Consider the following 21,969-nt stretch of genomic DNA (forward strand, 5'->3'; position numbering starts at 1 on the left):
CTTAGTTTTTATAGTTTATAGTTTTTAATAAACTTCCATCAGTTTTATAGAACTTCCATTCTCCAACTTTTTTTCCTTCTTTATACATACCTTCTGAAGAAAGGCTTCCGTTCTCATTATAATATTTCCAAAGTCCTATTTCATCTCCTTGAAAAACTTCTCCCTCTACTTCTAACTGTCCATTTGGATAATATCCTCTATATTTTCCTTTTCTATCCTTTAAATTTTGTTCAAATTTTAAATTTCCATTTTTATAGAAAACTTTTATATTTTTCATATCTCCATTTTTAAAAGTTGCAATTTGAGATAAATTTCCATCTTCAAAAAACTCTTTAAATTCTCCATTAAGTTTTCCATTTTTAAAATTTTCAATAGATTTTACTTGCCCATCTTTATATTTTTTAATAATCTGTCCAGTAAAATTATCTTCTATTTGATAAGCAAAAGAATAAAAACTTACAAGACAGAATAGAACTGATAAAATTAACTTTTTCATAAATTTTACCTCTAATCAACATCATAGTATAAGAAATGTTTTCCACAATGAGGACATTTAAATAAATATCCTTGTGCATGTCCTCCATTAACCATATTTTTTATTATTTCTATCTGCTCTTCACTCCACTCTGCATTAAACTCAGGACTTTCATTTTCAATGACTTCTTCTAAAACTCCCATTTCTTTTAATTCTTTAGCTCCTACATAACCAAGAAAAGCACAAAAATCATCACAATGAGTTACCCAAATTTCTTGCTGCCAACCACAATAGCTTGGAGTTCTATGAGTTAATTCATCTATTTTTTCTTCATCACTAACTTTTCCAAAATAAATATCTATAAAATCTCCGTCAAATTTTTTACTTGCCTCTCCATTGGCGATACATTCAGGGCATAAATATTCAACATCTTCAACTGAATAAAAAGGTCCAGAATAATATATATCAGTTTCTTTTCCACAACAATCACAAATTACAGTTTCATCTGTTTCAAAAGTTCCTGTCTTTAAAGGGTCTGGGTGATATTTAAAAAATGGCAATTCTTTTTTCATAACTTCCTCCTTATCCTGCTAATCCATTAACTAAAAAATTTCCATTTTCCTCAATATAACATTCTATACAATGTCCTACAAAATAATCAGGCTCAAAAGTAATATAGACTGACATATCCTCTGTTTCTCCATCTGAATAAATATCTGTTGCAATCTCTCCAAAATTCATACTCTTTTCAAAATCTTCTTCAGTTATTGGAGTATAAACTTTAGTATCATTTATAAGATAGCAATTTTCTTCTTCTTCAACTTTTATTCCGCCTTCTTCCCATTTTACCCATTTTGTTGCAAGATTTATATAATCTTTTTCTTTTAAAAGTTCCATAAGCTGTGGTTTATTTTTTTCAGCTTTTTCAAGCATATTATTTATTTTTTCTAAAGATTTATTTAAAATATCTTTTAATTCAACTTCAGAAACCTCATCTTCTGTATCGTAGTTTAAAAGTAATTCTGAATCTTGTCCTAAAAAATCAATACTGGCAGTAAAATAATATCCCCAATCATTTTTCTCTATTTCAAAATTATCTACTAATATTTTTTTCATAGTCCACCTCTAATCAAAGAAATTTTTTATCTCTTTTCTTTTATCCAAAATTTCAAAAAGTTCGTCCATATCTAAATCAAACATCTTGCTTTCATCATCTATCTTAGAAAAATAATAATTTACTTTTTCTTCTCCAAACTCTTTTTCTAATTCTTCCCACTCACTTTTTAGCAGAGGGACAAAAGCCAGAGTATCATTTCCTAAACTTTCCATAAATAATCTTATCTCATATTCAGGTTGGATAATTCTATTTAAAGTTTTGATAGTTGTATCTCTATCAGAACCCTTTTTATCAGGATAAGATATTTTATATTCTTTTCCTTTCCATTCTATAAATATATCAAATCCCATTTCATTATCAGCATCTTTATTTTTTCCAAAAAGTTCTCCTGATTGAATTACTCCCTCTATATAATTTATTATATCTTCATCATACTCTCTCCAATCTATCCAAACAAGTCTTTGGCTGTTTTCCCAAAAATTATCAAAACTTTCTCTATCTTCATTTTTTAAAAATTCTCTCATATACTCCATAATCCACCTCAAAATTTTTCTAAATCATTTAATAGCATTGAAGAATTAACCAGACATTATCAAAGTTTTTATTCTTTAAATCTTCTTTTCTGATATTAAAATATATTTTTCCGCTGTCTCCAAAGTATAATCCATAATCTCCAATTTCCAATTCACTTACCTGCATAAGTAAAATCCACTCTTTTGCATTTTCTTTTATAGATTTTTTAACTTCATCACTGCCATATTTTATAGGAGCAGAGCCGTAATAGATATTTTTTCCAGCCACTCCCTCACACTCTTCCCAATATTCTCCTTGGATAAGTTCAGGGTGTCCTAAAAGTTTTGTAGTGTCAGCTTTATATCCCAATTCCTCTAAATCTTTTTCAAATTCTTTTTCTTTTCTATCCATTTCTTCATCACTATCATCAGGGTCATAATAATCTAAAAAATCAATAGGATAGTCATTCATACTTTCAAAATTTATTTTAGATTCAGGAATTATACAATCTTTTTCCATATCTTCAGGAAAATCAGCAGAAACTAAATCTTCTATCTCTCCGTCATAATAGAAAACTTTTGCACTTCCTCTGTCTTGCGGAGAAAATCCCCAAGTCATAGTAAATAATTCATAGAAAAAATATAACATTCCTTTTTCAGGTAAAAGGCTTTCTTTATCATATTTATAGACTTCTTCACAATTAATCTGCATTAAAAATGAAAGTGGTCTGTTTTCAACTATTTTTTTATAATCTTCTCCTTCATAATAAAACCATTGAAAATCTTTTGGTAAATCAGGTTTCCCGCCAATCTTTGAAGTTCCTTTTGGCAGTTTTTCCTTATTTTCATCTTCAGAATAATTTATTAAAATTGCATTTCTCTTTGAAATTTCAAGCATATTTTTATCTAGCATATTAAAACTCCTTTCTAATCCCACCAAAAATACCATACACTAGAATTAACTAAACTTCCTGCAAGTTGTCCAAGAGTTTCATAACTTTGGTCTACATCAGGGCAATATCCATACATCTCTACTGCTGTTTCCATAGCTGTTTCTTTATCAGTAATGATTTTTTCAATTTTATACTCCAATACATCGTGAGTTATTGTAATAGGTACAGCTCCAAATTTTTCATACCAATATCTTGATATTGCCATATGTTCTGATGTGCTAGGACATTCATTCCAATTTCCCATAGGAAACCAAGCAAATATCTCCCAAGGATTTTTCACAGGAACTTTTACTATAAATAGTTCTTCAGGTTTATCTGTATCATAATTTAAAAATCCTATTGGAGAATTAAGCTTTTCTTCTTCAGTTTCTTCAAACTCTCCAAGTATCTCTTCACTAAAAGATATCTCATCATCTTCAGCTTCTGTTTTTCTTATATTTATTAAATCTCTTAAAATATTTTTCCCACCCTCTGAAAAAATAGATGAGATATATCTTTTTCTATAATCTCTTACATCTTCTATATTAAACTCTTCATCATCTGATATATTAAAAGATAAACTTTCTAAAAGAGTTTCATCAACAGTTACAATCACAGGAAAATATCCTTTTTCTTTTCCCTCTTTGCTGTATTTTTCAAATTTTTCCATAATTTCTTCATATGTATTATTAGGAAAATACTCATATTCACAATCAAAAAATTCTACAAATTCCTTTGCTAAATCACTCATATTTAACATAATTATTCCTCCTCTTCGTCAGAATATTCTTTTTCAATATCTATAAAGTGAATATAGAATCCACAAAGTTCTCCTTTTTCATCATATCCAAAATAGCAAGGATAATATCCATCTCCCCAGCCTGACGCAAAAACAGGAATATTTAAGTCAGTATCAGGAATTATAAAATTAGCCCAATCTCCACAATCTCTTTGATATTTAGGAAACTTTTTAAAACTTTCTTCTAACAGTTCTTCAAAAATATCATCATAAGGATTGTCTGCATTTCCCTCTTCTTCAAGTTTTTTCCAATATTTTGAATACTCATCTTGAGATTTTTTATCTGCTACACACCCCATTCCTGCGTCAACACCAAATCCATAGAACTCATCTTCTCCTGCTTCGTCCATTTCTTTTTCATTTCCTGTTACAGCTAATTCATAAACAACTGGTTTATTTTTATTAAATTCAACTTTTACACAAGCATATCTGTTTCCATAATCTTCACTTAGTACTACAGCTATTTTTACAGGAAATTTTCCAACAGGAGTTTTTTGAAGAAATGTTTTTGCTTCTCCAAGTTCTACCAAAGGATCACAAGCTAGAATCTCTCCTGTAGGAAGATTAACTTCTCCAATATCTAAAGTATCAATTTCCATTTCTCCTATTTTCTTTTCAGTGAAATAGCTCTCTAAATCTATCTTACATCTAAATTTTTCTTTGTTTCTTTCATACATTTCTTGCCAATTTTTTTCCATATTTTTTTCCCCCTCTGAATAATTTAAAAAATCTATTTTCATACCAATTCTATTTCCCAATTCTTTTAATTTTTTTAGATTTTCTTTATTTACAGGGAAAATAGAATAGCTGTCAGAGCTAGTATTAATATTTCCAATGAAAATATCTTTTTTACTGAATACCTTGTTAAACTCTTCACTCCAAATCTCTATATCATCATCTTCATCAAGGTTTAAGTCTTCAATATTACAAATATTTTCAGCTATGCCAACTTTTTTCATTACATCAGAAATCATTTGAAAATCTTCTAGCTCACATTTCCAATCTAGATAGCAAATATATCCATTTTCACTTAAAAATAAAATCATAGCCACAATCTTTAGTTCTATTTTTTTAAATTTAATTTTTTCTTTATCAGAAAGATTATTTATTTCATCATTAATATATCTTAAATTTATATCGTTTCTTAAATAATTACGAAAATCTTCAAAAATAAGTTCCAATTTTTTTATAATTTTTCTATCATTGGCAGAGAGGATACCAGCTATTTTTAATAAAATTTTGTCAGCATAAGAAGTTTCATCTTTTTTTACACTTGGTTTTATTAATAGACATTTCTCAAACTTATCATCTTTCATTTGAAAAATATAGATTTTATCTCCCTCATAATCATAAATTGAATAAGTAGGAAATTTTAAATTTCTCTCTTTTATTCCAAATGGATTTTTTAGTAGCTCATCTTTTGATATTTTTTTATCTGATAAAAGAGAATCTATCTCTTCACTATCAAAAGTTAAAAAATAAAATTCACTGCTTTGTAAATTATCTAAGATTTGTAATATTATAAAAGTATCAATATCATCTGTTACTTTTTCCCAAGAATATAAATCATCATTGGTTGTCATATATACAGGGGGATTTTCCAAAGCTAAGTCCTCTTTTTTTATACCTGCATTCCATACACCTTGATTTTCAGTCCAAAATATTAAAAAATTATCTGTTTTCTCTAAAGCCTTTTCTATCTCGTCATTGGAAACTTCATCATCTTCTAAAGCTTCTCTCTCCCAAGTGTGAGAAAATCCAATCTCATCTAAATTTAAAATACTGCTGAAACAACTGTTTATCTCTAAATCTCCGCATTCGTGATAATATCTTCTTAAAACTTTTGGAAAATTGGTTTTTAATCTGATTTCAGTTCTGTTTATCTCTTCCCAGCTTATTTTATAATTATTATTTACCGAATTATTTCCAAAAACTTTTGTAAAAACAGGACTATTAAAAAAGTTTTCTGAATTTGGAGTAGTAGTTACTCTGTTAATCTTTTTTCTATATAATAGTTTAACTAAATGCTCTGCTGATAAATTATATCTCTCCATATAACCACCTTTTGTAAAATATAAAAAAATGCTCATGACAAAACTATTTCTTGACTTTTCAAAAAATAATTTATGTCATAAGCACCACCTCTTTTTAAGTTTTATCTGATTTTACCAATCTCTTTCTCTTATGGCTTCCTCTATATCAATATCTATTTCAAAATAATTAAGAATTTTTTCAACAGTTACTCCGATACTATCTCTTGCCACTGTTTCAATTTCACTATCATTTTCATCAAACTCTTCTTGTAAATCATTAATTTTTTCTGTCATTTCATCAAGTTTTTCTTGAACTTCTTCTAAATCCTCATATTCTTCTTTTTCTAAAAACTCAACTACTTCCACTATACAATCTTTTACTTTATCTACTAAAAATCTTGGATAATAATCATCATTATACATATCTTCCAAATAAATAAAATCAGAATTTAATTTTTTCATAACTTACCTCCTATTCTTCATCTAATGCTTCATAAAGTTTATCTAAAATAGGTATAATATCATCAGGTATTCCCTCTCCCCAATTTGGACTTTCCAAAACTTCTCCCTCTAAAGCTATATACATTTCTTCAGGTATCTTAGCTTTCATCTCATCTTTCTCAACTTCATTTGTCCAATCATATCCAGAATACACATCATTTTTAGGATTAAAAGCATATTTTTGATTTTTATAAAATCCTGAAAGATAATTTTTTTCAAGAGTTTCTACAATATCATAATCTTCTAAAACCCAATCACCCTCCTCTTCACATTCTTCTCTATTTTTATATTTTTTAAAAAATTGAGGATTCATATACCAATATAAAAATAAAGCTGTTCCCTTGTCAGTATCAGGCTGTTCTGCTATCCATTTGATAACTTCCTTAGAATTATCAAAGTTCCAATCTATTGCCAAAAGCTGTCTTTCTTTTGGAGTGTTTTTCTTTAGATAATCTATAATTAAAGCTGTTTCTAACTCATCAAATTCATCTTCATCAATTTCTACATTTTCCCAGTCAAAATCTTCTCTTAAAATATCTTCTATTTTTAGCATAAAATCCCTCCTAATTTTTTATATTTCCTCAGAAGTTTCAATGTTTCTTGTAATATACATCATTACATAAAGAACTGTCATAAGTAAAAGAGTTCCTGTTATAAGAGCATATTGCTCCATCTTTAAAATAGAATAAAGCACTGCATATATTCCTGATAAAAATACTAACATTCCAACTCCATATTTACTATTTTTAGTTACAGCTTTTATATATAATGAATTTGGAATTACTACCATCAGGGTAGCAATTATATAAGCTAAATTAAAACTAAAATATTCAGACATTGAAAGCAGAACTAAATAAAACATTGTAAGAGAAAATCCAACCACTCCATATTGGACATAGTGAGTAAATCTTTTGCTTGTTACTTCAAAAATATATACTACAAAAAGACTTAACATTATAAACAGCATACTATATTTTACAGCTCTCATAACTTGTCTGTAATGAGTTACCCCCTCATATAAATCTACTCCGATTTTTCCCTCTGTAATATCTGAGTAATATCCATCAACAAAATCCTGTTTATAATTTCTTACAAAAGAAGATACTTCCCATTCTGCCTTAAATCCATTTTCATCAATTACTTTTGTGCTTGGCAAAATTCCATAAAATTTTGGAGCTTTCCAAGTTGATTCTACTTCAAAATGATTTTCTCTACCAAATGGCAGAACTTCAATGCCACCATTTCCTCTTAAACTAAATTTAATAGAAAAATATATTTTATCTTTTTGTAATAAATTTTCATATATTCTTCCAGATACTCCTGTATTTAACGGATATTGTTTAATACCTGTTCCAGATTCTAATTTTATATCTTTTCCCTCTACTTTCATTTCTTCAACTTTCATTAAAGATTTAGTATCTGTTATTCCTATTCCAATTCCTATATTGTATGGATATATATTATTATTAGGCAATACATTTATTAATTTAGGAAATTCTCCCTCTAAAATAATATCTCCATTATATACAGTTGTTTTATAAATCCCTCTTTCTCTTACTTCATCTTTTAAATTAACTTTTACATTTAATTTATCTGGCAAAATAATATAATCTTTTACAACTGAACTTTCTATTTTTTTCCCAGAATCATTATATTCTATTTTTTTATCACTGTATGGTATTATTAAAAATACTCCTCCAATAGTTTGTTTTCTTCCCCACTCATTTCCAATTTCTTCTACCATATTATTATATGAATAACCTCTGTCATCTATTATTCTGTGAATAAAAAACATTGGTATTTGGAGAAGAACTGCTAAAACAAAAAGAAACCCAATCTTTTTTACAAGTGAATTATTATCTTTTAAACTAATCATAATTATCACCTTCTGAAATTTTCGTTAAAATCTATTCAGACATTATAAGCATTTCAAGAATTTCTGTATATCCTTTTTCACTAGCATAATATTCAGGAGATTTTCCATTATTATCTGTTATTTTAGTATCAGCACCATGATTTATAAGTTCTAAAACATTATCTTTCTTTCCCCATAAAACTGCTGTTATAAGAGGAGTTTCTCCATTTTTATTTCTGGAATTTGGATTTCCACCATTTTCCAATAAAATTTTACAGATATTTTGATTATTTTTTTTAGCACTAAAATGAAGAGGAGATTCACCATTATTTGCAGCTAGGTTAACATCAGCTTTATTTTCAATTAATAACTCTGCAATATATTGATTTTCATTTTTTACTGCTAAAATAAGAGGAGTTTCTCCACTGTCATTAATATTATTTATTTCAGAGGAAGAAGATTTTAAGAGAGCTTTTACCACTTCACTTTGATTATTATAACAAGCTTGATGTAAAGGTGTATTTCCAAAATTATCTTTTTCCCCTGCTGACAAAAAATTTACAAGTTCTTTTAATCCATTTGTAGTTGCATAATCTATTGGAAGATGTCCTTCATTATCTTTTAAAGTTGTATCAGCTCCAAGTTCTATACATTTAAAAGCAGCTTCACTTTTATTCTGCATAATAGCATATATAATTGGAGTTCTTCCTTTAAAGTCAAGAGCATTTATATCTCCACCGTTTTTTACCAACAATTCTAAAATATCTTTATTTCCTTTCACAGCTCCTTGATGAAGAGGGGTTATACTGTTATTGTCTCCTAAATTAACATCAGCTCCAGCTTCTATTAAAAGTTTTACAATTTCTCTGTCTCCCTCCCCACAGCTGTAAAAAAGACCTGTTCTTCCCATATCATCTCTTTCATTTATATCTATTTTTTTTGAGTTCAGAAATACTTTTATAATAGATTTCTGTCTGTTTTTGCAGGCTGTTATAAATGAATTTGCTCCCATAAATCTAACCTCCTATATTTATAAGATACTGTGCTAATTTTTCTTTTTTCATTTTTAAAGCTGTATCTAAAGCAGTTTCTCCTTTGTTATTTGTAATAGAAGTGTCTACATTATAATTTTCTAAAATTTCCAAAGCTTCTATTCCCTCTTCCTCTCTCCAAATATTAGAAAGTAACATAAGAGGTGTTTCTCCGTCTATATTTTTACTGTTAGGATCAGCTCCATTCTCCATTAAAAGCTCTGTCATATCTGCTATTTTATCCCCGCCGTTTTTAAATAATTTATGAAGAGGGGTATTTCCGTTTTTATCTCCTATATTTACATCAGCTCCGCTGTCTATTAATTTTTCAAAAATAATAAACTCTGCTTTTTCTTCTTCAATCCAATTAAATCTATTTGAAATACTGCATAATAAATTAACTGGTGTATTGTATTCATCATCAACATAACTGTTTAAAAAATTTTTATCTTTCAGATAATATTTAGTTATCTCTTGAAAATTTTCTTTTGTCTTTTTACCTTTAATATTTATTCCTGTATTTATCATAGTCTTAGCAAAGTAATAAAAACTGTTTAGTCCGTTTTCACCATCTCTTTCACAAACATCAGCACCATTTTCTATAAGAATTTTTACAATATCTTTGTGCAGATGTTTTGAAGCTATGGCAAGAGGGGAGAGTTTTTTAAGCTCTCCCATATTTCCCTCATAAATTTCATTTAAATCACTTTTTCTTAATATATATTCTTTTACTATATCCTCATATCCAAACCAGCAGGCTTCATGCAGACCAATTCCAAAAGTCTTGTCATCTTCATCTGCATTTTTTAATAATGAGCAGGCTCTTTTATTTCTTGTTTCAAAAGCTAAATCATAAGCAAGTTTTTCTATTGCTGTTTTTGTATCAATATCTATACCGGAATTTAAAATTGCTTTTATAGTTCTTAAATATGGCTCTTCTTGTTTTTTATATTCTTCCTCATTTTTTAAATAGTAATCTATTCTATGCAGTGAAGCACAGGCAATATGCAAAACATTCCAGCCATTTGATAAAATTGGTTTATCATATTTTATTCCCAGCTCATTCATTATTTCAAAAATTGTGTATTTTTGATAATCGGCACATTTATGATAAAATATCTCTCCTGATTCATCTCTTTTATTTATATTTCCGCTATTTTCTGTAAGAATTTTTATTATCTTTTTTATATCTTTATATTTTTCTTCAGGATTTTTTATATCATTCAGCATAAAAAACGGTGTCTGTCCATATTTGTTAGTTTTAAAAATTTTTGTCTTTCCTTGAAGTTTTGCTGTCATGAAAAAATATTCAAAAATTTCACTGTCAGCAAATTTTGCAGTAATATGAAAAACTGTATTTCCATAAGAATCTTCATCATCTGGCTGATATTTTTCATACTCCTTTTTTCTTTCTTCAAAAGATAAGTTTTTTCTATAAAGTTCCTGCAGAGAATATACATCAATTTCCATTATAGCACCTCTTCAATCCAAGGATTTCTTAACCACTCTCCATCTTCTTCCTCACCTGTTTCAGTTAAAAGACCTTCCAAGGCTTCTACTGTTTCGTAATAACGGCTGTATGTTTCAGACGGGTCTTTTCTGTAAGTCCAGAACAATCCTCCTACAATATACGATATTCCAAATTCTTTCCAAGAATTGAAGGTACCAATCATAACACCTGCTATTTTATCTAGTATTTCCCAAGCTTCCTCTTCACTTATATAATTCATAAAATATGACCAGCGAACTATTGCGGCAGCTCTTCCATAATCCCAGCCAAGCATAATATTTTCTGGAAGCTTGTCTTTGAAATATTTTGTAAACTCAAATCCATTTTTTACAATTTCAATTTCTTCTTCGTCCATATCTTCATTTATAAGTTCATCAACAGTATCTGCATTTGCATAACCTAAATATTCATCTGTATGCCCTTCATTTAATAACCATGCTATAGTATTATAGACATCATCTTTATTTTCTATTCCCCAAAATTCAGTAAGAATATAATTTATTCTATCATGGAAAAATTCATTGTGTTCTTCCACATCTAAAGTATCATTATCATGCCCGTTAATGTAAGATAAAATTCCTGAAAGCATAATTTCAAATTTTTCTATATATTCGTCACCATTTTTTACTTTTATTTTATTTCCTTCAGGTAATGAATCATACATATTTTGGATTAAAGTTCCTACATCCTCCAAAGAAACATCTTCTTCTAACCCATTCCACATATTCATCTGGTTTTCATAATAGTTCTGCATATCTTCCGGTGTTAATTTTGTAAAATCTTCTATTCCTGTCATAGCTTGAAATTGTTTCATCTGCTCGGATATAATATCCTGAAGATTTGTATTTCCAGATGAAAACATTTCATTCATGGCATTTGTTACTTCTGCAGCTTGGGCTTCTATTGCATTAGTTCCATTTTTAACAGCTTCCTCTTTGGCTTCCTGCATTTTTTTCATTATTGCAGCTGTATCTACTCCGGGAACTGCATTTTGAATTGCTTCTATATCTATGTTATTTTCTAAATCAGCCATAGAATTTTCAAGAGCCTGTTTCATTAAATCTCCCATATTTTCAAAATTTTCTCCGTAAATATCTTTCATATGCTGTTTCATTAATTTTTCCATTTCCTCTTGAGCTTTTTTTACTTCATTAGACATAATTTTTACCTCCTAAATTAAAAATTTTTAAAATAGTTATAAAGGCAGATAAGTCCTAAGCCTATTACTACTGATATAAAAATAATCGTTGTAAATTTTAAATTATATTTTAGCTGTTTAAAAATAAAAATTGTACAGCCGATTATCATATAAATAACTATTGCTCCACATATAAGAGCCACTATATCAAAATTTTTCATATTATCACTATTTCCTTAGTATTAAGTCTGCTGGTGAAACATAGTAATTATATTACAATCAGGACATATTTCTATATACAAAGTTCCCTCTGCACTATCCATTATAGTGTCCCAATGAATTTGAGCAAGATACTTCATTTTCTTTCCACACTCTGGACACTCTCTGTATTCTCCGTCCTGCACCCAGTTGGCAAATCCGCCTATTGTACTTACATCATCTGTAAATGTACCATAAAATAATGGTTTTTCTTTGTCAGAAACAACAAATTTATTATTTACCATTTCATCTATTATATCTTCTCTAAAATAATTTTCTTCTTCTCCGTCATATTCTAAAATCTCATTAGTTCCATCAAGATTAAATTTATTTGAAATTCCCTCACTTAAAGTTACACAGTTAGGACAACAGCTTGCAGTGATAATGCCATCTAATCCTAAAAATGAAAATCTTTCATCTCTTCCGTCTATCACAAGAATATCTATTATCTCTCCACCACAGTGTGGACATTTTTCCCCTCTTTTTCTGGCGATAAAAGTTCCATTTTCATCTTTTTTCTCTCCCTTTTCAAAAGAGAAACACTTATCATAATTAAGTTTTATATAATTATTATCACTGTCAAAAGTCCAACCACCCTCTTCAGCATAAATGTCTGAATCTACATAAAGTTTTTTTCTCCAAGGTCTAGGATTTATTTTAAGCTCATATAAAGTGTTTTGTGATTTTCTATCTCCTATCATTGCAAGACATTGTAAAAGCAAACCACCTTCATTGGCAGACTTTACATTCATAATTTTTTCTATTAATCTATCCCTTACCTCATCACTTGCTTTATAGTATAACTCACTTGGATAGAAAATCTCTCTTTCACAAGCTGTTTTAGAAAATTCTTCTACATATATCCCCTTTGTCATTAAATCTTGAAAAATTTCATATTCATCAGTTTTATAAAAATTATCTTCTGTTGAAACTTTTAATTTTTCTATCACTTGATTTATTTTTTCTTTTATCTCTTTATCAGTCCAATTATCAACTTCTTCTCTATGTTTCTTTGCTCTGCACTTCCAACATAAACCTTCAAATCCTAAAGGTGTTCCACATTCTGGGCATTTATATTTTAAACTCATACTGACCTCCTTATTTTTTCAGCCATAAAGATAAAGAAAAAATTATAATAATTGCTCCAAATAATCCTGTAAAAAATCTAAATCCCCCTTCTCCAAAGATTTCATAGACAGTTCTCATAAATCTTTTTGATCCTGTAGGATTACAAATCCAGTTCCATTTAAAAATAGCTCCAAAGAAAAGCAGTCCTCCTCCTATTAATCCTACAAGATATGGGTATCTTCTTAAATAAGGATCTATCTTTTCCATAAACTTTATATATAAATCACTAATTGGATTATTCATAGCTCTTCTCCTTTCTTTGAAATTTTTAAATAAAAAATGCTCATGACAAAAATGTTTTTTGACTTTTTCAAAAAACATTTTTGTCATAAGCATCACCTCTTTGTTGTTAGGGTATAAAGCTTTGTAATCTATTTAACTTAGTATAAGTATACTATAAAAAAATTCTTTTAACAATATTTTTTCTAATTAAAAAATAAGTTTTTAATATTTTAAAAGTATAGTTGAATTTTTAATGTGTACTAATACAATTTCTTTTGGAAACATTGAATATTTTTTGTAATTTTGTAATAATAGGATTAAGATAAAAACACATCAGTACTGATTAAAAAGCATCTAAATTATCAACTATCACATATAACAAAGGAGAAGAAAATGTCTAGATACGAATTAAATAAAAATTTAGCACAAATGTTAAAAGGTGGAGTTATTATGGATGTAACTACTCCAGAGGAAGCTTTAATTGCAGAAAAAGCTGGTGCTTGTGCAGTAATGGCTTTGGAAAGAGTACCTGCAGATATCAGAAAAGCTGGTGGAGTTGCAAGAATGTCAGATCCTAAGATGATAAAAGAAATTCAAAAATCTGTATCAATTCCAGTGATGGCAAAAGTAAGGATAGGACATTTTGTAGAAGCTCAGATATTAGAATCATTAGAAGTAGATTATATAGATGAAAGTGAAGTATTAACACCTGCAGATGATAGATTCCATATTGATAAAACAAAATTTCAAGTTCCTTTTGTATGTGGAGCTAAAAATCTTGGAGAAGCCCTTAGAAGAATCCAAGAAGGTGCAAGTATGATAAGAACAAAAGGAGAACCTGGAACAGGAGATATAATTGAAGCTGTAAAACATATGAGAAGAATGAATGAAGAGATAAGAAGAATAGCAGGAGTTGATAAATCTGAATTATATAATTGTGCAAAAGAGTTAGGTGTTCCTTATGAATTATTAAAATATGTACATGAAAATAAAAAACTTCCTGTTGTAAATTTTGCTGCAGGAGGAGTAGCAACACCTGCAGATGCAGCATTAATGATGCAGTTAGGGTGTGATGGAGTATTTGTTGGTTCAGGGATATTTAAATCAGGTGATCCTGCTAAAAGAGCAGCAGCAATAGTTAAAGCTGTAACTAATTATAATAATCCAAAAATTCTTGCAGAAGTTTCAGAAGATTTAGGAGAAGCTATGGTAGGAATTAATGTATATAGCTTAAAAGAAGAAGAAAAAATGGCTGATAGAGGGTATTAATATGAGAATAGGAATACTTGCTTTACAAGGTGCTTTCTTAGAACATAAAAATATATTAGATACTTTGGGAGTAGAAAATATTTATGTAAAAACAAAACAAGATTTAGAAAATATAGATGGGATAATTCTTCCTGGAGGAGAAAGTACAGCTATGGGAAAACTCTTAAGAGATTTTGATATTTTAAATATCTTAAAAGAGAAAGTAGAAAGAGGATTTCCTGTTTTTGGGACTTGTTCAGGAATGATATTGCTCGCAAAAGAACTTGTAAATGATGAGACAAAACATTTATCTACAATGAATATTTCAGTAAAAAGAAATGCCTATGGGCGTCAGCTTGGAAGTTTTAAAACACATGAAAATTTTAAAGGAATTGATGAAAAAGTAGAGATGACATTTATACGAGCTCCCTATGTTGAAAAGGTAGGGGAAGGAGTAGAAATTTTAGCAAAAGTTGATGATAAAATAGTTGCTGTAAAAGAAAAAAATATGCTTGCAATTTCATTTCATCCAGAACTAACGAAAGATTTATCAGTTCATAAATATTTTTTAAAAATGGTAAAAACTTTTTTACCAAAAGTGTAAATAATTTATAAGAAATAGGAAGAGAGAAGATAAAGTAGTATAATAAATTTTGTGTAAATGAAAATCTCTCTTGATTATTAATGAATTATAGGTATAATTTAATTAATATCAAGGGAGGTTTTTTTATGTCTTTATTACCAAAAGAACTTATCAAAAAAATTGTTAGAAAAGGAAATTTTAAGTTCTCTAAACTTCAAGACAAGGAATATCTTTTGTTCAGGAGTGAATTTAATTTTATTAGATATATATTAACAACTTTCATATATTTTTAATTTGTCAATAATATATGTGTGCCCTTTATGGGTATCATATCATTTCAAAAAATATTTTAGGGACATAATAAATTAGATATTTCAAAATGATTAATATACACTACAGAGGAAAAGGATAGTCTTTATTGACTGTCCTTTTTTATAATAAATTAAATGAAATTATTTGAAAATATAATAATTTTTTAGAAGAAAGATGTATATTTAATAATATTTAAGACTTTTATAAGTGGTAAAAAAATATATACAAGGAAAAAAAATTATAATATAATATATAATGGAGAAAATTAAAAAAATGGAGGGAAAAAATTGAAACTAACTCTTAGAGAAAAAGAAAAACTTCTTATAGTTGTAGCAGCTGAAGTAGCTAGAAGAAGAAAAAATAAAGGTTTAAAACTTAATTATCCAGAAGCAATTGCACTTATTACAGATGAACTAATGGAAGGTGCTAGAGAAGGAAAAAGTGTTGAAGAATTAATGAGTTTTGGAAGAACTATTCTTACTAGAGATGATGTAATGGAAGGAGTTCCAGAAATGATTGAAACAGTACAAGTTGAAGCAACTTTCCCAGATGGGACAAAACTTGTAAGTGTTAAAGATCCAATTGAATAGGAGGCATAATGAAACCAGGAGAATATATTTTAAGAAAAGAGAAAATAGTGTGTAATGCTGGAAAAGAAGCTATTACATTAAGAGTTATAAACAGAGGAGACAGAGCTATACAAATAGGATCTCATTTTCATTTTTATGAAGTAAATCCGATTCTTGAATTTGACAGAGCAAAAGCATATGGTAAAAGATTGGATATAGCAGCTGGAACTGCAGTAAGATTTGAGCCAGGAGATGAAAAAGAGATAAGACTTATAGATATAGCAGGAAACAGAAAAGTATATGGATTAAATGATAAAGTAAACGGAGCTTTAGACTAGGAGGAAAAATGAGCTTTGAAATAGGAAGAAAACAATATGCTTCTATGTATGGTCCAACTACTGGAGATAGTATAAGACTTGCTGATACGGAGCTTTTTATTAGAATAGAAAAAGATTACACTACTTATGGTGAAGAATGTAAATTTGGTGGTGGAAAATCTCTAAGAGCAGGAATGGGACTTAATCCTGTTGAAATGAGAGATAATGAGAAAGTTGTTGATACAATAATTACAAATGCAGTTATTCTTGACTACACAGGAGTATATAAAGCTGACATTGGTATAAAAGATGGGAAAATAAAATTTATTGGTAAAGGTGGAAATCCAGATATGATGGATAATGTAGACTTTATCGTATCTGCAAGTACAGAAGTTATAGCTGGAGAAGGGACAATAGTTACAGCAGGTGGAATTGACACCCATGTTCACTATATAACTCCTGAAATAGTAGAAACTGCTTTAAGTGGAGGACTTACTACTCTTATAGGAGGAGGAACAGGACCAGCAGAAGGAACAAAAGCTGTTACTTCAACTCCTGGAGCTTGGCATATTCACAGAATGCTTGAATCAGCAGAAGGATTTCCTATTAACTTTGGTTTTTTTGGAAAGGGAAGTGGAGCTGTAGAAGGGCCTAATGAAGAACAAATAGAAGCTGGAGCAATAGGATTAAAAGTTCACGAAGACTGGGGAGCAACAAGATCAGCTATTGATAATGCTTTAAAATGTGCAGATAAATATGATGTTCAAGTTGCACTTCACTCTGATACACTTAATGAATTTGGATTTGTTGAAGATACTATTGATGCTATAAAAGATAGGGTAATTCATACTTTCCATACAGAAGGAGCAGGTGGAGGACATGCACCTGATATTGTAAGAATGGCATCATTTAACAATGTACTGCCAGCATCAACTAACCCTACTAAGCCATTTACAGTAAATACAATTGCTGAGCACTTAGATATGCTTATGGTTTGTCATCACTTAGATCCTAAAGTGCCTGAAGATTTAGCTTTTGCTGACTCAAGAATAAGAGAACAGACAATAGCAGCAGAAGATATTCTTCAAGATATGGGGGCTTTAAGTATTATGAGTTCAGATGCTCTTGCTATGGGAAGAATTGGAGAAGTTGTGATGAGAACTTGGCAGACTGCTCATAAAATGAAACTTCAAAGAGGTATCCTAGAAGGAGACGAGGAATATTGTGATAATAACAGAGCTAAGAGATATATTGCTAAATATACAATTAATCCTGCTCTTGCTCACGGTATATCTGAATATGTAGGTTCTGTTGAAGTAGGAAAATATGCTGATTTAGTTATATGGGAACCTGCTTTCTTTGGAGTAAAACCAAAAATGGTAGTAAAATGTGGAATGGTAGCTCAGGCAGTAGTGGGAGATGCTAATGCAACAATTCCTACACCTGAACCAATGATAATGAGAAATCAGTTTGGTGGATATGGAAAAGCAATAGGAAGCACATCAATAACTTTTGTTTCAACTTATGCTTATGAAGATAAAATTAAAGAAAAATTAGGATTAAATAAAATAGTTTTACCAGTTAGAGGGCACAGAGCTCTTACTAAAAAAGATATGAAACTAAATAATGCAACTCCAGATATAACAGTAGATCCTCAAACATATGATGTAAGAGTAGATGGAGAGCTTATAACTTGTGAACCATTAAAAGAGTTACCAATGGCTCAGAAATATTTCTTATTCTAATTTTAGGAGGATAATAAAATGATATTAGATAAAATTCTTGGAAATATAAAAGATATGAAAGATATACATTGTCATATTGAAAGAGTTTATTTAGAAAGTGATGAACTTTTAAAAAGAGTTTTAAGAGTAACTTCTGATCATGGACATGAATATGGAATCTCTCTTCCAAAAGGAAGCGAAATGAAAGATGGAGACATTTTATTTAATGACGGGCATAATATAATAGTTATTTCTGTTAAAGAAGATGATGTAATAGTTATTACACCTAGAGATATAAATGAAATGGGAGAGATAGCTCATAATCTTGGAAATAAACATCTTCCTATTCAAATTGAAGATGGAAAAATAATTATACAATACGATTATCTGATAGAAAAATTTTTACAAGATTTAAAAGTTAACTTTGAAAGAAAAAATATGAAATTAAAGCAGGCATTTAGACATGTTGACCACAGCCATTAATATGAAAATTCTGAATGTTATGCAGATTTGTGATTCTAACTTTCCTGTAGGTTCTTTTAATCATTCTTTTGGTATGGAAACATATTTAAGAGATGGAGATATAAAAGACACAAAAACTTTAAAGATTTGGTTGCTTTCATATCTTAGATATCAGTTTATATATAATGATGGTTTTGCCATAAGAATAGTTTTTGAAAAATTAAAAGAGAATAAAAGAGATGAAATTTGGAAATTAGATAGAAAATTAACTGTACAGAACACTTCAAAAGAAAGCAGAGATGGAGCTAAATTAGTTGGACAGAGAATGATAAAAACTTATCTTGAACTTTATGATGTTCCTCTTCTAAAAGAATATGAGGAGAGAATAAGAAAAAAGATATCTTTTGGTCATCCTGCTATTGCTACAGCAATACTTTTGAATTATTTAGAAATATCTTTAGAAGATACTATTTTATATTATATGTACAGCACAATTTCAACTTTAATTCAAAATGGTGTAAGAGCTATACCTTTAGGACAGAAAGATGGGCTTATTTTAATGCAGAAATTTTTTCCTATTTTTCAAAAACTGTTGGCTGAAATAATGAGTTTAAAAGATGAAGATTTTGGATTAACAGTTCCAGGATTAGAAATATCACAAATAAACCACGAAGAATTAATATTCAGATTATTTATGTCATAAAATTAAAAGGAGGGATAAATGGAACCAGTAATAATTGGTGTAGGTGGACCAGTAGGTTCTGGAAAGACTCTTCTTATAGAAAGAGTTACAAGAATAATGGCAGCAGATTATAAAATTGCTGTTATAACTAATGATATATATACAAAAGAAGATGCTATGTTTATGGTAAAGAATTCTGTTTTACCTGAAGATAGAATAATTGGTGTAGAGACAGGAGGTTGTCCTCATACTGCTATAAGAGAAGATGCTTCTATGAACTTTGCAGCGATAGACGAATTAAAAAGTAGATTTGATGATTTAGATATAATTTTTCTTGAAAGTGGAGGAGATAATTTAGCTGCTACTTTCAGTCCTGATTTAGTAGATTTTTCAATCTATATAATTGATGTGGCTCAAGGAGAAAAAATTCCTAGAAAAGCAGGACAAGGAATGATTAAGAGTGATATGTTCATCATAAATAAAATAGATTTAGCACCATATGTTGGAGCAAATCTTGATGTAATGAGAGAGGACACAAAAGTTTTCAGAAAAGAAAAAGACTTTATATTTACAAATCTAAAAACAGATGAGGGTGTAAATAAAGTTATTGACTGGATTAAATCTAATTGTCTTTTAGAGGGGCTTAAATAGATGAGAGAAAAAATCACAATAGATGATTTAAGGAAAAATAATCTTGCTGGGTATACAGAGCTTGTATTACAAAAAACTCCAAGGAGAACAGGAGCAAAGAAAAGTTATACAGTAGGAGCTGCAAAAATTTCTCCAGCTATATATCTTGATGATGATACTATACCATGCTATTATCTTATTCAATTAGGTGGAGGATATATTGAGGGAGAATATTATGAAAATAATATAAAACTAGAAAAAGGAAGTGAAGCTATTTTAACAACACAGGCTTCAAGCAAAATATATAAAAGTGAAAATGGCATTCCTTCAAAACAGTATACTAATTTGTATCTTGAAAAAGACAGTAAGCTTGAGTTTATAAATGATAGTGTGATACTTTATAAAGATGCTGTTTATGAGCAGAGCACAGATATTTATCTAGAAGATGGAAGCACTTTGATTTATTCTGATGGAATTACTTCTGGATGGTCTCCAGATGGTAAACTTTTTCAATATAAAAGTGCAAGAATAAGAACGAATCTTTATCTTGAAGAAGAACTTATTTATTTAGATAATTTAAAAATAACTCCTAGTGAATATGAAGTCCAAAGTTTTGGTATTCTTGAAGGATATAAAAATTTTGGAACTATGTTAGTCATAGATAAAAGAGTAAATAAAGAGCTGATTAAAAAGTTAAGAGAAGAAACTAAAGATTTGAATTTAGATGTAAAATTTGGAATTTCTCTTCTTGAAAAAAATGGCTTTATAATCAGAGTCCTTGGAAATCTTACTCAGGATATTCAAAGGGTTATAAATAAAGTTCATACTTATTTAAGAAAAGAATTTTTTGAACAGGAAGAATTAGATTTAAGAAAATATTAATTTTTATATAAAAAGAGCTGAATGAATCAAAGTTTAATTGATTTATTGCAGCTCTCTTTAATATTAATAAGGAGAATTATGAATTTAAAAAAAATAATAGCAGGAGGTTTGATATTATATTCTTCTGCTTTTGCTTATGAACCAATTAAATATATATTTGATGATGGAGTTTATAAAAAAGAAATAATTGTTACTAAATCACCTGAAAAGGCAGTAACACTGGCACAATTTATGACTGAAACTCTTTTAGCTCTTGGCTTGGAAGATAAGATGACAGGAACAGCTCTTTTAAATGAAGAAATTTTACCAGAATATAAAGAGGCTTATGAAAAAATACCAGAATTAGAAATGGGAGAAGGGCATTCAATATCAAAAGAATCATTTATAGCAACTGAAGCAGATTTTGTATCTGGATGGGAGCAATCAATAACAGAAGAAGCTACAGGATCTTTAGAAGAGTTAGAAGCGAGAGGAATAGTTCCTTTTGTATCTAGTGGATTAGCACCAGATGCAACTATTGAAAGTGTGTATAATGATTTTATGCTACTTGGAAAAATATTTGAAGTTCCTGAAAGAGCTAAAGAAATTGTAATTAAAATGAAAAATGAAGTTAAAAATATAAGTGAAAAAACAAAAGATATAAAAAATAGACCTAGAGTATTAATCTATGATTCAGGAGAAGGGGAGGCTTTTGTTGGAGGATCTGGGCTTCCTAATAATCTTATTGAACTTGCTGGAGGAGAAAATATTTATAAAGATTTAGGTCAGGATTATGCTGCAGTTTCCTTTGAAGATATTGTTCAAAGAAATCCTGAAATAATAGTTGTAACAGAATATTATTCAGGAATTACAGGAGATGAAAAAATTAAGTTTTTAAAAAATAATCCAGCTTTAAAAGATATAGATGCTATAAAAAATAATAGAATTTATAAAATTGGACTTATTGATTTAGCTCCAGGAATAAGAAACTCAAAAGCAGTAGGTAAATTATACAATATGTTTTATGGAAATGAAAAGTAATGAAGATGAGAGAAAGAAGATATAAAATA

General features: G+C 28.9%; 26 protein-coding genes. 10 read left to right on the forward strand and 16 right to left on the reverse strand.

The window, feature by feature from the left end; genetic code table 11:
- Position 1: 1 nt before the first annotated feature.
- From I6E17_RS07515 to I6E17_RS07590, 16 genes are all read right to left on the reverse strand, one after another.
- Positions 2-496, reverse strand: a complete 495-nt coding sequence (locus I6E17_RS07515) for a toxin-antitoxin system YwqK family antitoxin (RefSeq protein WP_235236490.1) — start codon at positions 494-496, stop codon at positions 2-4.
- Between the two features lie 11 nt (positions 497-507).
- The gene (locus tag I6E17_RS07520; RefSeq protein ID WP_235236492.1) at positions 508-1,047 is read right to left on the reverse strand and encodes a CbrC family protein; all 540 of its coding nucleotides are present in this window, start codon (positions 1,045-1,047) and stop codon (positions 508-510) included.
- A 10-nt stretch (positions 1,048-1,057) separates the two neighbouring features.
- Positions 1,058-1,591 carry a DUF2262 domain-containing protein gene (locus tag I6E17_RS07525; protein ID WP_235236494.1) on the reverse strand — a complete coding sequence of 178 codons (534 nt, stop codon included), beginning with the start codon at positions 1,589-1,591 and terminating at the stop codon, positions 1,058-1,060.
- A 9-nt stretch (positions 1,592-1,600) separates the two neighbouring features.
- Positions 1,601-2,116 (reverse strand): hypothetical protein, encoded by a 516-nt coding sequence (locus I6E17_RS07530; RefSeq protein WP_235236496.1) that lies wholly within the window; start codon positions 2,114-2,116, stop codon positions 1,601-1,603.
- A 37-nt stretch (positions 2,117-2,153) separates the two neighbouring features.
- A complete protein-coding gene (locus tag I6E17_RS07535; protein ID WP_235236498.1) occupies positions 2,154-3,017 on the reverse strand; it encodes a YwqG family protein in 864 nt (287 codons plus the stop codon).
- Between the two features lie 14 nt (positions 3,018-3,031).
- Positions 3,032-3,796 carry a DUF4253 domain-containing protein gene (locus tag I6E17_RS07540; RefSeq protein WP_235236500.1) on the reverse strand — a complete coding sequence of 255 codons (765 nt, stop codon included), beginning with the start codon at positions 3,794-3,796 and terminating at the stop codon, positions 3,032-3,034.
- A 2-nt stretch (positions 3,797-3,798) separates the two neighbouring features.
- On the reverse strand, positions 3,799-5,889 hold the full coding sequence (locus I6E17_RS07545; protein ID WP_235236502.1) for a DUF4241 domain-containing protein: 2,091 nt from the start codon (positions 5,887-5,889) through the stop codon (positions 3,799-3,801).
- Positions 5,890-6,000: 111 nt separating this feature from the next.
- On the reverse strand, positions 6,001-6,330 hold the full coding sequence (locus I6E17_RS07550; protein WP_235236504.1) for a DUF5713 family protein: 330 nt from the start codon (positions 6,328-6,330) through the stop codon (positions 6,001-6,003).
- Between the two features lie 10 nt (positions 6,331-6,340).
- Complete coding sequence (locus I6E17_RS07555; RefSeq protein WP_235236506.1) at positions 6,341-6,922, reverse strand: DUF4274 domain-containing protein; 582 nt, start codon at positions 6,920-6,922, stop codon at positions 6,341-6,343.
- Between the two features lie 18 nt (positions 6,923-6,940).
- Entirely contained in the window at positions 6,941-8,245 is a 1,305-nt protein-coding gene (creD, locus tag I6E17_RS07560; RefSeq protein WP_235236507.1) for a cell envelope integrity protein CreD, read from the reverse strand.
- A 31-nt stretch (positions 8,246-8,276) separates the two neighbouring features.
- A complete protein-coding gene (locus tag I6E17_RS07565) occupies positions 8,277-9,236 on the reverse strand; it encodes an ankyrin repeat domain-containing protein (RefSeq protein WP_235236508.1) in 960 nt (319 codons plus the stop codon).
- Between the two features lie 4 nt (positions 9,237-9,240).
- Positions 9,241-10,725: an ankyrin repeat domain-containing protein gene (locus tag I6E17_RS07570; RefSeq protein ID WP_235236509.1), complete on the reverse strand. Its 1,485-nt coding sequence runs from the start codon at positions 10,723-10,725 to the stop codon at positions 9,241-9,243.
- On the reverse strand, positions 10,725-11,924 hold the full coding sequence (locus tag I6E17_RS07575) for a DUF1266 domain-containing protein (protein ID WP_235236515.1): 1,200 nt from the start codon (positions 11,922-11,924) through the stop codon (positions 10,725-10,727). The genes I6E17_RS07570 and I6E17_RS07575 overlap by 1 nt, the downstream gene beginning before the upstream one ends.
- Positions 11,925-11,941: 17 nt before the next feature.
- Positions 11,942-12,124 carry a hypothetical protein gene (locus I6E17_RS07580; RefSeq protein WP_235236517.1) on the reverse strand — a complete coding sequence of 61 codons (183 nt, stop codon included), beginning with the start codon at positions 12,122-12,124 and terminating at the stop codon, positions 11,942-11,944.
- Positions 12,125-12,145: 21 nt separating this feature from the next.
- Complete coding sequence (locus I6E17_RS07585; protein WP_235236519.1) at positions 12,146-13,249, reverse strand: hypothetical protein; 1,104 nt, start codon at positions 13,247-13,249, stop codon at positions 12,146-12,148.
- 10 nt (positions 13,250-13,259) lie between these two features.
- The gene (locus I6E17_RS07590) at positions 13,260-13,532 is read right to left on the reverse strand and encodes an Imm17 family immunity protein (RefSeq protein WP_235236521.1); all 273 of its coding nucleotides are present in this window, start codon (positions 13,530-13,532) and stop codon (positions 13,260-13,262) included.
- A gap of 372 nt (positions 13,533-13,904) precedes the next feature.
- Here I6E17_RS07590 and pdxS point away from each other — a divergent pair, with 372 nt between their 5' ends.
- The 10 genes from pdxS (at position 13,905) to I6E17_RS07640 (ending at position 21,940) form a co-directional block, all read left to right on the forward strand.
- Positions 13,905-14,780 (forward strand): pyridoxal 5'-phosphate synthase lyase subunit PdxS, encoded by an 876-nt coding sequence (pdxS, locus tag I6E17_RS07595; protein ID WP_235236523.1) that lies wholly within the window; start codon positions 13,905-13,907, stop codon positions 14,778-14,780.
- Position 14,781: 1 nt separating this feature from the next.
- A complete protein-coding gene (gene pdxT, locus I6E17_RS07600; protein ID WP_235236524.1) occupies positions 14,782-15,363 on the forward strand; it encodes a pyridoxal 5'-phosphate synthase glutaminase subunit PdxT in 582 nt (193 codons plus the stop codon).
- Positions 15,364-15,941: 578 nt separating this feature from the next.
- Entirely contained in the window at positions 15,942-16,244 is a 303-nt protein-coding gene (locus I6E17_RS07605) for an urease subunit gamma (protein WP_235236526.1), read from the forward strand.
- A gap of 8 nt (positions 16,245-16,252) precedes the next feature.
- Positions 16,253-16,561, forward strand: coding sequence for an urease subunit beta (locus I6E17_RS07610; RefSeq protein ID WP_235236528.1), 309 nt, complete (start codon positions 16,253-16,255; stop codon positions 16,559-16,561).
- Positions 16,562-16,569: 8 nt separating this feature from the next.
- Positions 16,570-18,285, forward strand: a complete 1,716-nt coding sequence (gene ureC / locus I6E17_RS07615; protein WP_235236530.1) for an urease subunit alpha — start codon at positions 16,570-16,572, stop codon at positions 18,283-18,285.
- Between the two features lie 18 nt (positions 18,286-18,303).
- Positions 18,304-18,747, forward strand: coding sequence for an urease accessory protein UreE (locus I6E17_RS07620; protein ID WP_235236532.1), 444 nt, complete (start codon positions 18,304-18,306; stop codon positions 18,745-18,747).
- 1 nt (position 18,748) lies between these two features.
- On the forward strand, positions 18,749-19,429 hold the full coding sequence (locus tag I6E17_RS07625) for an urease accessory protein UreF (RefSeq protein WP_235236534.1): 681 nt from the start codon (positions 18,749-18,751) through the stop codon (positions 19,427-19,429).
- An 18-nt stretch (positions 19,430-19,447) separates the two neighbouring features.
- Positions 19,448-20,059, forward strand: a complete 612-nt coding sequence (ureG, locus tag I6E17_RS07630; RefSeq protein WP_235236536.1) for an urease accessory protein UreG — start codon at positions 19,448-19,450, stop codon at positions 20,057-20,059.
- Positions 20,060-20,920, forward strand: a complete 861-nt coding sequence (locus I6E17_RS07635; protein ID WP_235236538.1) for an urease accessory protein UreD — start codon at positions 20,060-20,062, stop codon at positions 20,918-20,920.
- A 78-nt stretch (positions 20,921-20,998) separates the two neighbouring features.
- Complete coding sequence (locus I6E17_RS07640) at positions 20,999-21,940, forward strand: ABC transporter substrate-binding protein (protein ID WP_235236540.1); 942 nt, start codon at positions 20,999-21,001, stop codon at positions 21,938-21,940.
- The last annotated feature ends 29 nt before the right edge of the window (positions 21,941-21,969 follow it).

Origin of the sequence: Fusobacterium perfoetens, assembly GCF_021531595.1 — a bacterium.
GTDB lineage: Bacteria > Fusobacteriota > Fusobacteriia > Fusobacteriales > Fusobacteriaceae > Fusobacterium_B.